The sequence below is a fragment of the Rhodococcus sp. 008 genome, from assembly GCF_001682295.1.
GTDB lineage: Bacteria > Actinomycetota > Actinomycetes > Mycobacteriales > Mycobacteriaceae > Rhodococcus_F > Rhodococcus_F qingshengii.
This window is the reverse complement of sequence record NZ_CP012749.1, coordinates 552,642-565,874: the sequence shown is the minus strand read 5'-3', so window position 1 is coordinate 565,874 and position 13,233 is coordinate 552,642. Positions and strand designations below refer to the sequence as shown.

At 62.5% G+C, this 13,233-nt stretch carries 13 protein-coding genes; 7 read left to right on the top strand and 6 right to left on the bottom strand.

Features of this window, described 5'->3' with window-relative positions; genetic code table 11:
- Positions 1-7: 7 nt before the first annotated feature.
- The gene (locus tag AOT96_RS02580) at positions 8-724 is read right to left on the bottom strand and encodes an HAD family hydrolase (RefSeq protein ID WP_047272587.1); all 717 of its coding nucleotides are present in this window, start codon (positions 722-724) and stop codon (positions 8-10) included.
- A gap of 142 nt (positions 725-866) precedes the next feature.
- Between AOT96_RS02580 and cycA the strand changes: the two genes are divergently transcribed.
- From cycA to AOT96_RS02545, 7 genes are all read left to right on the top strand, one after another.
- On the top strand, positions 867-2,330 hold the full coding sequence (gene cycA, locus AOT96_RS02575; protein WP_003946351.1) for a D-serine/D-alanine/glycine transporter: 1,464 nt from the start codon (positions 867-869) through the stop codon (positions 2,328-2,330).
- A gap of 122 nt (positions 2,331-2,452) precedes the next feature.
- Entirely contained in the window at positions 2,453-3,223 is a 771-nt protein-coding gene (locus AOT96_RS02570; RefSeq protein ID WP_003946431.1) for a M23 family metallopeptidase, read from the top strand.
- Positions 3,224-3,348: 125 nt separating this feature from the next.
- Positions 3,349-4,854, top strand: coding sequence for a glutamate-cysteine ligase family protein (locus AOT96_RS02565; RefSeq protein WP_065351259.1), 1,506 nt, complete (start codon positions 3,349-3,351; stop codon positions 4,852-4,854).
- A gap of 141 nt (positions 4,855-4,995) precedes the next feature.
- On the top strand, positions 4,996-5,889 hold the full coding sequence (locus tag AOT96_RS02560) for a universal stress protein (RefSeq protein ID WP_007727672.1): 894 nt from the start codon (positions 4,996-4,998) through the stop codon (positions 5,887-5,889).
- A gap of 176 nt (positions 5,890-6,065) precedes the next feature.
- Positions 6,066-7,106 (top strand): LLM class F420-dependent oxidoreductase, encoded by a 1,041-nt coding sequence (locus AOT96_RS02555; protein WP_007727670.1) that lies wholly within the window; start codon positions 6,066-6,068, stop codon positions 7,104-7,106.
- 358 nt (positions 7,107-7,464) lie between these two features.
- The gene (locus tag AOT96_RS02550) at positions 7,465-8,358 is read left to right on the top strand and encodes a universal stress protein (protein ID WP_003946389.1); all 894 of its coding nucleotides are present in this window, start codon (positions 7,465-7,467) and stop codon (positions 8,356-8,358) included.
- 76 nt (positions 8,359-8,434) lie between these two features.
- Positions 8,435-9,073, top strand: coding sequence for a response regulator (locus AOT96_RS02545; RefSeq protein ID WP_003946380.1), 639 nt, complete (start codon positions 8,435-8,437; stop codon positions 9,071-9,073).
- Between the two features lie 3 nt (positions 9,074-9,076).
- Here the strand turns inward: AOT96_RS02545 and AOT96_RS02540 are convergent, their stop codons facing one another.
- The 5 genes from AOT96_RS02540 to AOT96_RS02520 form a co-directional block, all read right to left on the bottom strand.
- On the bottom strand, positions 9,077-10,768 hold the full coding sequence (locus tag AOT96_RS02540) for a sensor histidine kinase (RefSeq protein WP_042921348.1): 1,692 nt from the start codon (positions 10,766-10,768) through the stop codon (positions 9,077-9,079).
- A 27-nt stretch (positions 10,769-10,795) separates the two neighbouring features.
- Positions 10,796-11,491: a hypothetical protein gene (locus tag AOT96_RS02535; protein WP_065351258.1), complete on the bottom strand. Its 696-nt coding sequence runs from the start codon at positions 11,489-11,491 to the stop codon at positions 10,796-10,798.
- A 19-nt stretch (positions 11,492-11,510) separates the two neighbouring features.
- Positions 11,511-11,843, bottom strand: a complete 333-nt coding sequence (locus AOT96_RS02530; protein WP_003946336.1) for a cupin domain-containing protein — start codon at positions 11,841-11,843, stop codon at positions 11,511-11,513.
- Positions 11,844-11,927: 84 nt separating this feature from the next.
- On the bottom strand, positions 11,928-12,419 hold the full coding sequence (locus AOT96_RS02525; protein WP_065351257.1) for a dihydrofolate reductase: 492 nt from the start codon (positions 12,417-12,419) through the stop codon (positions 11,928-11,930).
- Positions 12,420-12,421: 2 nt separating this feature from the next.
- Entirely contained in the window at positions 12,422-13,222 is an 801-nt protein-coding gene (locus AOT96_RS02520) for a thymidylate synthase (protein ID WP_065351256.1), read from the bottom strand.
- Positions 13,223-13,233 lie beyond the last annotated feature (11 nt).

The window sequence follows — 13,233 nt, the reverse complement described above, 5'->3', positions numbered from 1 at the left end:
GCGCTCCCTACAGAAGCCCGAACTTCCGCACTGCGTCGAGTAGCGCGTGCGGGCGTTCGGTCGTCGGCAGGGGATCGACGAGTGCGAACTGGCAACCGACGTCACGGGCAGCGCCGTCGGCGATGTCGCTGTCACCGACCATCAGAGTCTGCGCCGCATCCACATCGAGTTGTGCGAGGGCGTACTCGAAGATCGCCGGTTCAGGCTTGACTGCACCCACCTCGAACGAGAGAACGAACTCGTCGACCCAGACGTCCCAGCCGCGGTCGGCGAACGCCGGACGGATGTCGAAGGCGATGTTGCTCAAGACGGCAGTGCGTATGCCCTTCTCCGACAGTGACTTCAGGACCTCGCCGGTATCCGGGTACGGCGACCACTGATCCGGATCGACCAGCAGGGCGTAGAAAGCTTCGGCCCGAACCGGATCGGGCACCCCGGACTTACTCAACACGTCGAGGTAAGCCTGACGATGCAACTTCGGATCCCGGTCGCGGTTCTCCCACGCGTAGATCTCCGCTTCGTCCATCTCCACGGTTCTGCCCACCGGCGCGGTCATCCGACGCATCAGCTCGGCTTGAGCGTGCACGTCGAGCGGATCGCCTTGGTGATCGACGAGGTGCTCGGTCCAATCGTCGCTCTCCTCCAAACGGAAGAGGGTTCCGGAGAAATCGAACAGCGTCGCGGCGATATGTCCGTCTTGATGGGCCGTGCTGTCAGTGTTCACCTCGACAGGTTATCGGCGTCCGCTTTCCGATGCGTGATGTGAGCCAGTGCACGCGTACTTTGAGAGAGCACATTTTCCGAGGTTCCCCCGACGGGCACGATTTCGATGCCCCGGATGAACCGAACGACGAGGGGGATCCTCCGTGTCCGACCACGCGAATACACCAGACCTGACGAAGCCGTCCGGCGAAGACCCCCACCTCTCACGTCAGCTGTCCAACCGGCATATCCAGCTGATCGCCATCGGTGGTGCCATCGGCACCGGACTGTTCATGGGATCGGGCAAGACGATCTCGCTCGCCGGGCCTTCCGTGATCTTCGTGTACATGATCATCGGATTCATGCTCTTCTTCGTCATGCGGGCGATGGGGGAGCTGCTGCTCTCGAACATGGCGTACAAGTCGTTCTCCGACTTCGCCGCGGATCTGCTGGGCCCCTGGGCGGGATTCTTCACCGGCTGGACCTACTGGTTCTGCTGGATCGTCACCGGCATCGCGGACGTCATCGCGATTTCCGGGTACTTCAAGTACTGGTGGCCAGGGCTCGCGGCGTGGATTCCTGCTTTGCTGACGATCGCGGCGCTGTTGCTCCTCAATCTCCCGACCGTTCGCGCTTTCGGTGAAACCGAGTTCTGGTTCGCGCTGATCAAGATCATCGCCATCGTCAGCCTGATCGTCGTCGGCATCGTCATGGTCGTCTCCGGGTTCACGGCGCCGAACGGTGCCACCTCGGGTATCGACAACCTCTGGAACGACGGCGGGATGTTCCCGACCGGATTCATGGGCTTCGTCGCCGGCTTCCAGATCGCCGTGTTCGCCTTCGTGGGTATCGAGCTCGTCGGTACGACGGCAGCCGAGGCCAAGGACCCGGAGAAGAATCTGCCGAAGGCCATCAACTCCATCCCCATTCGTGTCCTGCTGTTCTACGTCGTTGCACTGACCGTGATCATCGCGGTGACTCCGTGGCGTGAAATCAGCGCAGACAAGAGTCCGTTCGTCGCCATGTTCACACTCGCCGGCCTCGGCATCGCTGCATCTGTCATCAACTTCGTCGTGCTGACCTCCGCGGCATCTTCGGCCAACTCGGGTATCTACTCCACCTCGCGCATGGTGTTCGGCCTTGCGCAGGAGGGCGACGCACCGAGGGCCCTCGGCAAGCTGAACTCACGCAAGGTCCCCGCGAACGCCCTGATGTTCTCGTGCATCTTCCTGCTGGCGTCGTTGATCCTGCTGTTCTCGGGCGATTCCGTGATCGAGGCCTTCACCGTCGTCACGACCATTTCGGCGCTGCTGTTCATGTTCGTATGGACGATCATCCTGGCGAGCTACATGGTGTACCGGAAGCGTCGTCCGCACCTGCACGAGGCGTCGAAGTTCAAGATGCCCGGCGGCATCGTGATGTGCTGGGTCGTGCTCGCGTTCTTCGTCTTCATTCTCTGGGCACTGACAACCAAGGACGACACCCTGCAGGCACTTCTCGTCACGCCGATCTGGTTCGTGGTTCTGGGCATCGCGTGGGCGATCATCCGGCGTCGACCCGCTCACCGGGCACGATACGACGCATTCAAGTCAGAACTGGACGCCAGCCGACAGAACGGCGACAAATAGTTTTGGTCAAGATCGGGTAACGGTGGCGGCCGCCTTGATCAAACTGTTACATTCTTCGGCAGACAGAGGAGCGGGCTTCATCAGAAGGACGCTGCACGCCGACGACTGACGGAGTACACACTGTGGGAAACCACCACCGCACGGGCAATGACGATGTTGTCTTCGAGATCGATCCCGAGGCAGCAAGCGGCCGCCACCGCACCCCGTCGGCTGGCCCTGGTGCCGGTGTCAAGGCAGGTGTCGTAGCTGCGGCTACCGGTGCACTCCTCGTCGGTGCAGGCCAGATGGGCGCAGGAACCGCTGCTGCGGCGCCGGCAACACAGACCATCGCCGGAATCGAAATCCCGCAGGGTCTGCTCCCCGAGGGCGTTGTCGTTCCGGCTGAATTGGCGGCACTTCCGGCTCTCGACATCCCCGAGCTTCCCGATTTTGCTGCCGACCTCAACACGCAGGCACAGCAGTTCCTCGCTGGGATCAACCCCGGCACCTCAGCTCGTACCGTGCAGCCGGTGTCCGGAACGCTGACCTCAACCTTCGGTTCGCGCTGGGGAGCACACCACGGCGGCCTCGACATCGCGGCTCCGATCGGTACGCCGATTCTGGCTGCAGCCGACGGCCAGGTCATCGACGCCGGCCCGGCGTCAGGTTTCGGCCTCTGGGTCCGCGTCCAGCACGACGACGGCACGGTCACCACGTACGGCCACGTCAACGACTACCAGGTCAACGTCGGCCAGCGCGTCAACGCCGGCCAGCAGATCGCCACCGTGGGTAACCGTGGCCAGTCCACCGGCCCGCACCTGCACTTCGAGGTTGCCGAGAACGGCGCAAAGGTCGATCCCGCAGCGTGGCTGCAGGCTCGCGGCGTAGCTGTCACCTGGGTCGACAACTCGTAGAAGAAACTTTCGGAGAACTGCGGTGGCGTCGGGAAATTCTTCCCGGTGCCACCGCAGTTCTCGTTTGTCGGTGACACCGGACGGATAGCCTTCAGTGACGTTGATCGTCGAAGGGGGAATGCGCAATGGGTGCAGAGGTCACGGCGCGAGAATTCACCAGAGCCGACCGTAGGCTCTTTCGTAAGAAGGTGCGCTCGTGCGTCGACGCCATGAAGCAGATGCTCGACGGTGGTGACTTCCGAGACGCCGTCGACAAGCCCGCTCCGCTGTTGGGCATGGAGATCGAGTTCAACCTCGTGACCGGCGACATGACGCCCGCGATGTCCAACCGTGAAGTGCTCGAATCCATCGACGACTCTGCGGTTTTCCAAACCGAGCTCGGACAGTTCAACGTCGAGATGAACGTCGAGCCCGGCCCACTCACCGGTGATGCAACTTTCGAATTGGAGAAGAAACTGCGGGCGTCCCTCGACGTCGCAGACGCGCGAATCCACGCGCACGACGCCGAGATGGTGATGATCGGGATGCTGCCGACACTGCAGCTCGAGCATCTCGATCGAGAGTGGATCACCGCCAACCCGCGCTACGAATTGCTCAACGAGCAAATTTTTGCCGCGCGAGGAGAGGACATCGAACTCGACGTCGAAGGTGTCGCGCTACCCGGCGGCGACGTGGAAACCCTTCGGGCCGACACCAATTCGGTGGTGCCGGAGGCGGCATGTACGTCCATGCAGTTGCACCTGCGCGTCGCGCCGGAAGAATTCGCAGCGCACTGGAATGCCGCGCAGTGTCTGGCCGGAGTACAGGTGGCGCTTGCGGCCAACTCTCCTTTCCTGGCAGGCAAGGCGCTTTGGCACGAATCACGCATTCCGATCTTCGAACAGGCAACGGACACCCGAACTTTCGAGCTCAAGAACCAAGGTGTGCGACCGCGAGTGTGGTTCGGTGAGCGGTGGATCCATTCGGTTCTCGACCTGTTCGAGGAGAATTCACGGTACTTCCCGGCGCTGCTCCCTGATGTCTCGGACACCGATCCGCTGGAAGTGCTCGCGGCGGGCGGGGTTCCGGAGTTGAGCGAGCTTCAGATGCACAACGGCACGGTCTATCGCTGGAATCGGCCCGTCTACGACTGCTCGGATGGCAAGCCGCACTTGCGTATCGAGAATCGGGTGCTGCCGGCCGGGCCGACCGTCGTCGACATCATGGCCAATGCGGCCTTCTACTACGGAACCGTTCGCGCATTGGTGAACGCGGAGCGGCCACTGTGGTCGCACATGTCGTTCCATGCGGCAGAAGAGAACCTGCACATCGGCGCCAAGTACGGACTCGACGCCACCCTGTACTGGCCGGAGATCGGTTGGGTCGGTGCCGACGAGTTGGTCCTGCGAAGGCTGCTGCCGTTGGCGGACGAGGGTTTGGCCGACTTCGGATTGTCCGCCGCGGCCCGCGATCGGTACCTCGGCGTGATCGAAGGGCGGTGCATGAATCGGCAGACCGGTGCCGCCTGGCAACGCGAGCAAGTGGCGCACGCGGAGGCCTCGGGCGCGGACCGCTCGACTGCGCTCACCGGAATGCTCCGCGGTTACGTGGAGAACATGCGGACGGGAGATCCTGTTCACACCTGGTCCTGATTGCTCTGCTAATTCTCCTATCCGTCAACAGTTTCGGGGACCTAAGTCCCCGAAATGAAGAGGGGGCGACCCCAAAAAAGCCGGACAAGTGGGATGGTTAGAGTGAAAGTGGCTCGGTTACTTCTTCAGGAAGGTGGGCACATGAGTTCACGCGAACATAACAGTGTTGTTGTCGGAGTCGAGGGTTCGGACACTGCGTCCACAGCGCTCCGCGAGGCCGCGAAAATCGCCGCCCAGCGCGAATTGCGACTCGACATCATCCACGCTCTCGACTTCGCGCCTTACGGTTTCGGCGGACCGTACGTCGACGCGGGTGGGGTGTACGAATGGGTCGAAGAGGCCGGAAAAGCGATCTTGGCAGAGGCGGAACAATTCGCCCGTGAGATCGATCCGAAACTCGAAGTTCACACCGAAATCGCCATCGGCAGCGCAACTCAGTGGCTGATCGAGAGTTCGGCACAGGCCAGGCGGGTCGTTGTCGGAGCGTCGGCGTCAGGCAAGGCGGCGACAGCAGTCCTCGGCAATACCGCGGTCGGTGTGGCCAGTCACGGCAAGTGTCCGGTCATCGTCGTTCGGGACCGCGATGGTGCGGTGCCCTCGGAAGGACCCGTAGTGGTCGGCGTCGACGGCAGCGCGTTGAGCGCCCAGGCCGTCGGTGCGGCTTTCGAGGAAGCGTCGTTCCGCGGAGTCGAGTTGGTGGCGTTGCACGTGTGGAGTGACCTTGGCAGTGCGGCATTCGAAGACCCGAGGGCCGCTGCGCTTGCCCCGCAGTCTCTCGAAGAGGAAGAGCACGCGGTACTCAGCGAGAGCTTGGCTGGATGGTCCGAGCAATACCCGGACGTGAAGGTCCGGCGCGAGGTATACCTCGACAACCCACGCGGACGGCTGTTGGACTGGTCGGCAAAAGCGCAGCTCGTCGTAGTCGGAAGCCGTGGTCGCGGTGGATTCCGCGGCATGTTGCTCGGCTCGACCAGCAACACCCTGATCGCTTCGGCCAAGTGCCCCGTCATGGTGGTTCGCCCCGAAGAATCCTGACCCTCGACAGGCTCTCCCACTGCCCCGTTCATTTCGGTCATCGAATATGAACGGGGTAGTCACATGAATGCGGACTCAGGTTCCGTAGTGTTCGATGTGAGTAAGTGTTCGATGGGAGTACCACTGCTCGTGTGCGCATCGCACACGGCAGCAATCGTCAGGATTGGGGTTACAACGTGCGTATCGGTATGGGTTTGAACTACAGCGGCGGGTTCGCCGAAACCGTCGAAGAGGTCGGTGACCTGGAGAAGGCGGGCCTCGACATCGCCTTCGTCCCGGAGGCGTATTCCTTCGACGCCGTCAGCCAGCTCGGTTACCTGGCGGCCAAGACGTCGACCATCGAACTCGCTTCCGGAATCTTTCAGATCTACACCCGTACCCCTTCGTTGACCGCCATGACGGCGGCGGGCCTGGACTTCGTCTCCAACGGTCGCTTCGTGATGGGACTGGGCGCTTCCGGACCGCAGGTGATCGAGGGGTTCCACGGCGTCAAGTACGACGCTCCGCTGGGACGCACACGTGAGGTCGTCGAGATCTGCCGTCAGGTATGGCGCCGCGAGAAGGTCGAGTACCAGGGCAAGTACTACCAGGTTCCCCTCCCCGCCGAGAAGGGCACCGGACTCGGAAAGCCGCTCAAGCTGATCAATCATCCTGTGCGTGAGCGCATCCCGATCCTGATCGCTTCGCTCGGACCCAAGAACGTCGAGCTGACGGCGGAAATCGCCGAAGGCTGGGAACCTATCTTCTTCCATCCGGAGAAGGCAGCAAGCGTGTGGGGTGAGCCGATCGCCAAGGGCAAGGCCAAGCGCGATCCGAGCCTCGGTGAGCTTCAGGTGTACGCGTCGCCGGCACTGGCCATCGGTGACGACGTCGACCACATGCTCGACTGGGTACGCCCGAGCCTTGCGCTCTACATCGGTGGCATGGGCGCCAAGGGCAAGAACTTCTACAACGATCTCGCGGTGCGCTACGGCTACGAAGAGGCCGCCGAGAAGATCCAGGATCTCTACCTCGCGGGCAAGAAGGACGAAGCCGCAGCAGCAGTGCCGGACGAACTGGTTCGCGCAGTGTCGTTGATCGGTCCCGAGAGCTACGTCAAGGAACGCGTCGCAGCCTTCGCCGAAGCCGGTGTCACGACGCTCAACGTCACGCCGTTGGCGGCCGACCGCAACGGCCGAGTGCAGCTGATCGAGAAGTTCCGCAAGATTTGTGACTGACCCTGCTGTGCGCCTTTATTAACCGCCGGCGGTTAATAAAGGCGCACAGCAGAGCGAGTGGTTCAGGATCTCCTGCGTACGAAACCCGATTTTGGGCGCTTGTTGACAGGACTTTTTTCACTTCTGACCGGTCGGGTTCTTCACCTAACGTGGATCGAGTAGCCAGGGTTTGCGTGCGAATCCGGCACCGGTGGCCTCGTTGACGCCCGAAAGGGATGTTGGCGGGGCCGTTGCCGCAGTCCACCCGAACACCCAATGTCCGATTCGGGACTCGCGTCGGCTGATGAATCCTTTTTGCCGTCATTGGGCAATAGTGTGAGGGCGAAGAGATTCTGTGGTCGATTGTGGAGGGACGAACATGAGTGCAACCAAACCCGTCGTCGTAGCGGTAGACGGTTCGGAATCGGCGTCGTCGGCTGTCGTCTGGGCGGCGAGGACCGCGGTGGCGCTCGGTCGACCACTCCACATCGCGACGGTGGTGCACATCCCAGCCTTCTACTACTCCGAGCCTTACCTCGCCGAGAGCTTCAAGGACGAACTGCGGCGCACTGCCACCGCTCGTCTGGACAGCGCACAGATTCTCGCGCGGCAAAGCATCGACGACGACCTCGAGATCGTCACCGAACTACTCGACGGCAGCGTCTCCGATCGCCTGATCGAATTGTCCAAGGGCGCGTACATCATTGCGCTCGGCCCTCGCGGGCACGGCGAATTCACCGGATTGGTCGTCGGTTCTGCGACGGTCTCGGTTGTCTCGCACGGCGAATCTCCGGTTGCAGTTGTCCGAGGACGGACGCTCGACGGTCGACCGCCGACCGAGGGCCCCGTCGTCGTCGGTGTCGATGGATCCGAAAGCAGCATCGAGGCAGTCGAGCACGCTTTCGAGCAGGCCTCCGCGCGGGGCGCCACCTTGATTGCCGTCAACGTGTGGAGCGACGTGAGTGTGCAGCCCTCGTTGGGCGCCACCCCCGACGACCCCCTGTGGAGCAGCATCCAGACGGGTGAGGAAGTTGTCCTCGCCGAGCAATTGGCCGGATTCACCGAGCGTTACCCGGACGTCGTCGTCGAAAGAGTCGTCGCGCGTGACCGTCCGGTCCGAGTCCTGAGCGAATACGCGGAGACGGCGCAGTTGATAGTCGTCGGCAGTCGCGGGCGCGGCGGATTCGCAGGAATGCTCCTCGGATCGACCAGTCGGGCGCTCCTGCACACCGCGGATTGCCCGGTTCTCATCGTCCGGCACGTCAACAAGTGAAGAGAATGCATTCCATGAGTTCTGAGTCCACCGTCTCCGGTACCGTTCGACGTGAGATGTCTTTTGGAGGGGTTCGATGACAACGCGGATATTCCTGGTCGACGATCACGAGATCGTCAGACGCGGATTGTTCGACCTACTCGGTGGGGTCGAGGACTTCGTGGTGGTGGGCGAGGCGGCGTCCGTGGGGGAAGCGCTGGCCGCCGTACCGCAGAGCAACGCCGACGTCGCTGTTCTGGACGTACGCCTGCCTGACGGCAACGGCGTCGAACTGTGCCGAGAACTCCGCTCGATGCTTCCCGACCTCCGCTGCCTGATGCTCACGTCGTACGCCGACGACGAGGCGTTGCTCGACGCGATCATGGCGGGCGCCTCGGGATTCGTCCTCAAGCAGATTCTCGGAACCGATCTGGTCGCTGCAGTCCGCACAGTCGGGCGCGGCGGTTCACTGCTCGACAGTCGTGCAACCGAGGCGCTGATGCAGCGGATCCGCAGCGACCGCACAGCTGATCCGTTGGCCGAACTTTCCGATCAGGAGCGAGCAGTCTTCGACCTCATCGGAGAGGGGCTCACCAACCGGGAGATCGGCGCGCGATTGTTCCTCGCGGAGAAGACGGTCAAGAACTACGTGACGCGTCTGCTCTCGAAGCTGGGCATGCAGCGTCGTACTCAGGCTGCGGTGCTGGCGACCGAAATCCGTAGCGGCAGTCGCTAGGATCTAACGACCGGATTTCGGTCGATTCGAGTTGGTGCGACCGAGCGGTACTCGCCAGAGCAGGCGTGCACCGCTCGGATCGTGATTGACGATCGTGCACGTACCGCCGCAATGTTCGGCGCGGCGCTCCAGATTGTGCAGTCCACTCTTGTGGAAGTCGGAGGGGAGTCCGACGCCGTCGTCCTCGATCGTGATCGCAAATTCGACGTCCGCGGTGACAGCGATGGTGATGTGGCGTGCGTGTGCATGCCGAAGGACGTTGCTCAACCCCTCACGCAGCACGGCTTCGGCGTGCTGGTGGATCCCGGGATTCACCAGAGTGTCGATGGCGCCGGAGAATTGGACGCTCGGGGTCACAGCGGACTGTGCGGTGGCGTCGCCGATGACATCGAGGAGGCGTCGGCGCAGGCTCGACGAATCGGTGGCCGTCGGAGTCTGCAGATCGAAGATGGTTGTCCGAATCTCGCGGACTGTCTTGTCGAGCTGTTCGAGAGATCGTTTGACAATCGCGCGCGCCGACTCCGGGAGGGTCTCGTCCGGAAGCGTGCTCTGCAGGCTCATTCCGCTCGCGAACAGTCGCTGGATGACGTTGTCGTGCAGGTCTCGTGCGATGCGGTCGCGGTCGGCGAGAACGGACAACAGGCGTTGCGCCTTTTGTTTCTCGTCGAACTCGATTGCAACGGAGCCGAGTTCGGCCATCGACTCGATCCGGGTCAGTTCGTCGTGATCCCAGTGTGTGTTGGTGGAATTCGACGCCACGATGACCGCGCCGACTACACCCGAGGCGACGCACATCGGTGCCACGACCGCACTCCCAGCCGACGGCACCAGTTCGGTGAGTGCGCCTAAAGTGGTGAGTACCTGTAGCTTTCGAGTGCTCCGCACCACGTCGAACGGATAAGTGGTCGCCGGGATTCTGACTCCACGTGACGTGGTCCGGGCGCTGGCCGCGGCGTGAACCTGTGCGTAACCGTTCTCGCAGATCACCACGATCACGTCGTCGACGCCGGTCAGGTCCCGAACGCGACTGGCAAGAAGTTGCAGGCCGTCCTCGAGCGAGTCACCGGCCAGCAACCGCGAGCGGATGGCAGATGTTGCGGTGAGCCATCTTTCACGAGTTCGTGACTGCTCGAACAGTCGGGCGTTTTCCACAGCGATACCGGCTGCGATGGCGAGGGCTTCGAGAATGACCTCGTCTTCCTGGGTGAACTCGGCCTGTCCCCGTTTCTCGGTCAGGTAGATGCTTCCGAACACCTTTCCCCGCATCATGATCGGCGCTCCGAGGAAGCTCTCCATCGGTGGATGATTTGCGGGGAATCCCACCGATTCGGGATGGTCGCCGAGATGGGCCACACGCAAAGTCTGCGGGTGATTCATCAGAACACCCAGCACGCCATGACCTTCGGGGAAATGTCCCATGGTCGCGCGTTGGGACCCGGAGATTCCCTCGTACACGAATTCCGAGAGCCCGCCCCCCGGCGCCGCGACCCCCAGGGCGCCGTAGCGGCAATCCAGAACCGTTGTCGCAGAGGTGATGATCCGTTGAAGCGTCAGGTCGAGGTCCAGGCCGGAGCCGACCACCAGGACCGCCTCGAGCAGGCGGTGGAGTGTCGGTATGTCGGCATTGGAATCGCCCAGGCGGTCGAGCAACTCGCCGAACGTACGTGCCGGACTGTGACCCGAAGCTTCGACCATGGTCGAAGCATATCGCCTCACCGAACGTCAGCTCTCCTGGCGGCGACCTTCCCACCACGACGACCAGTGATGCTTGATCTCGTCGAACTCGTCATCGCTCAGGTCGTAGGTGGTCAGCAGGATGGACATGCCTCCGTCGGGCCGCTGCGCCGTCACCGACTGGGTGGCGACAGACAGCAGGCCAGGGCCGAGATCCTCGACTGTCAACCCGAATTGGTGGTCGGTGACGTAGTCGACTACGCCTTCGAAATAGTCGCCGGGAGCGATTGTCACCGCGTACCGACTTCCCGCTTCCAATTCGATTTCGGTGAACCCGAGGACGCTTGCCACGTTCTCACCGGGGAGCAGAAGGCCGTCGAGATAAATGGTTTTACGCTCGGCCAGTCCGTGGTGCTCCACTGCGAATCTGAGCAGCTGGAGGAATGTCGTCCAGCCCTCGGTGATGTCGTCGTACCAGTCGTCGTCGGCAGATTTGGCCGGCCGATCGATGCGGACGACCGTCTTGCCGTCCTGTTCGCGAAGTGAGAAACGGTCGCCGTTTCCGAGTTTCAGCGTCAACGCTTCGGGGTCGGCCTCAGCGGTGGAGTAGATCTGGGTGATTTCGTCGTCGAGTCCGTCGTACTCCCAGCCGAACCAACGTCGAATCAGCGACGGGTCGCGCAGCGCGGGCCAGAGTACGGACGGGGCTGCGACGACGGACACTTCGATCACGGTTTCGCTCACGCGGAAGACGCTACCGATTTCAGCCCTTCATGGCGACGGTCAGTAGAAATGCAACGTCTTCGAGCGCTTCGACGCTGTGCCGGTCGGCCGGGACGGTCAGGAAATCACCCGTGGATCCTTTCCACTGGTCGCTCCCACACACAAGATTCAGCTTCCCGCTCAGGACCAACAATGTGGCTTCGCCCGGACTGTCGTGTTCGGCGAGGCTCTTGCCGGCGCTCAGCGCGATCACCGTCTGTCGCAGGCTGCGCTGGTGGCCACCGTAGACGGTTTGTGAACTGCGACCGCTGGTCGCCGAGCCCGCCAGTTTCAACTGTTGGCGAGCGAGAGCGGTCAGTGACTTCTTGTCCATCGAAGACCTCTCGGAAGCGGTGAATGTCCTTCTTGGAGTATGACCGACTCACTCGCGAGGTGCCTCGTTATCGGCGGAAGTCGGTCAGCGCGTGTACTCCAACCAGCGGAAGCGCAGGCCGCTCTTCTCCGAGGTCTGCCAGGGCTCGTCGGATTTCAGGTTCCATTCGGGGCCGATCTCGGGAGCAAAAGCATCACCGGCGACGTCGAGGTCGATCTCGGTCACCAGTAGATGCGTTGCGAATGGCAGTGCAGCCGAATAAATTTGCCCGCCACCGACGACGAAGACGTCACCGTCCGGCAACGCCAGGGCGTCGTCCAGCCTGTGGACTACCTCGGCGCCTTCGGCGTGCCATTGCGGATCGCGTGTGACGACGATGTTCCGACGCCCGCTGAACGGACGGAACTTCGATGGAATGGAGTCCCAGGTGCGCCGCCCCATGATTACCGGATGGCCCATGGTGACGCGTTTGAAGTAAGCCATGTCCTCGGACACGCGCCACGGGATCGAGTTGTCGGCGCCGATGACGCCGCCGTGGGCCTGCGCCCAGATGAGGGTGACTGTGCGATCGGTCATCGTCAGACCGCTACCGGGGCTTTGATCGCGGGGTGGTGCTGATAGTCGACGATCTCCACGTCCTCGAAGGTGTAGTCGAAGATGGAGTCGCGCTTGTTCAGCTTCAGGGTCGGCAACGGCAGCGGTTCGCGGCCGAGCTGCTCGGTCACCTGGTCGACGTGATTGTCGTAGATGTGGCAGTCGCCGCCGGTCCAGACGAACTCGCCGACGTCGAGTTTGGCCTGCTGGGCCATCATGTGGGTGAGCAGCGCGTAGCTGGCGATGTTGAACGGAACGCCGAGGAACATGTCGGCGCTGCGCTGGTACAGCTGGCAGGAGAGCTTGCCGTCGGCGACGTAGAACTGGAAGAAAGCGTGGCACGGCGCCAGGGCCATCTGCGGAATGTCGGCGACGTTCCACGCCGAAACGATGATCCGCCGCGAATCGGGGTTGGAGCGCAGAGTCTCGACGGTCTGCGTGATCTGGTCGATGTGCTCGCCCGAAGGGGTGGGCCAGCTACGCCACTGGACGCCGTAGACGGGGCCGAGTTCACCGTTCTCGTCGGCCCACTCGTCCCAGATGGAGACGCCGTGCTCGTGCAGCCACGCCACGTTGGAGTCGCCGCGCAGGAACCACAGGAGTTCGTTGACTATCGACTTGAGGTGGACCTTCTTGGTGGTGACGAGCGGAAAGCCGTCGGCAAGATCGAAACGCATCTGGTGACCGAAGATGCTGCGGGTGCCGGTTCCGGTTCGATCGGATTTGGCGGTACCCGTCTCCATGACGAGCCGGAGGAGGTCTTCGTAAGCAGTGGAGACAGTCACGGGAATCAGTC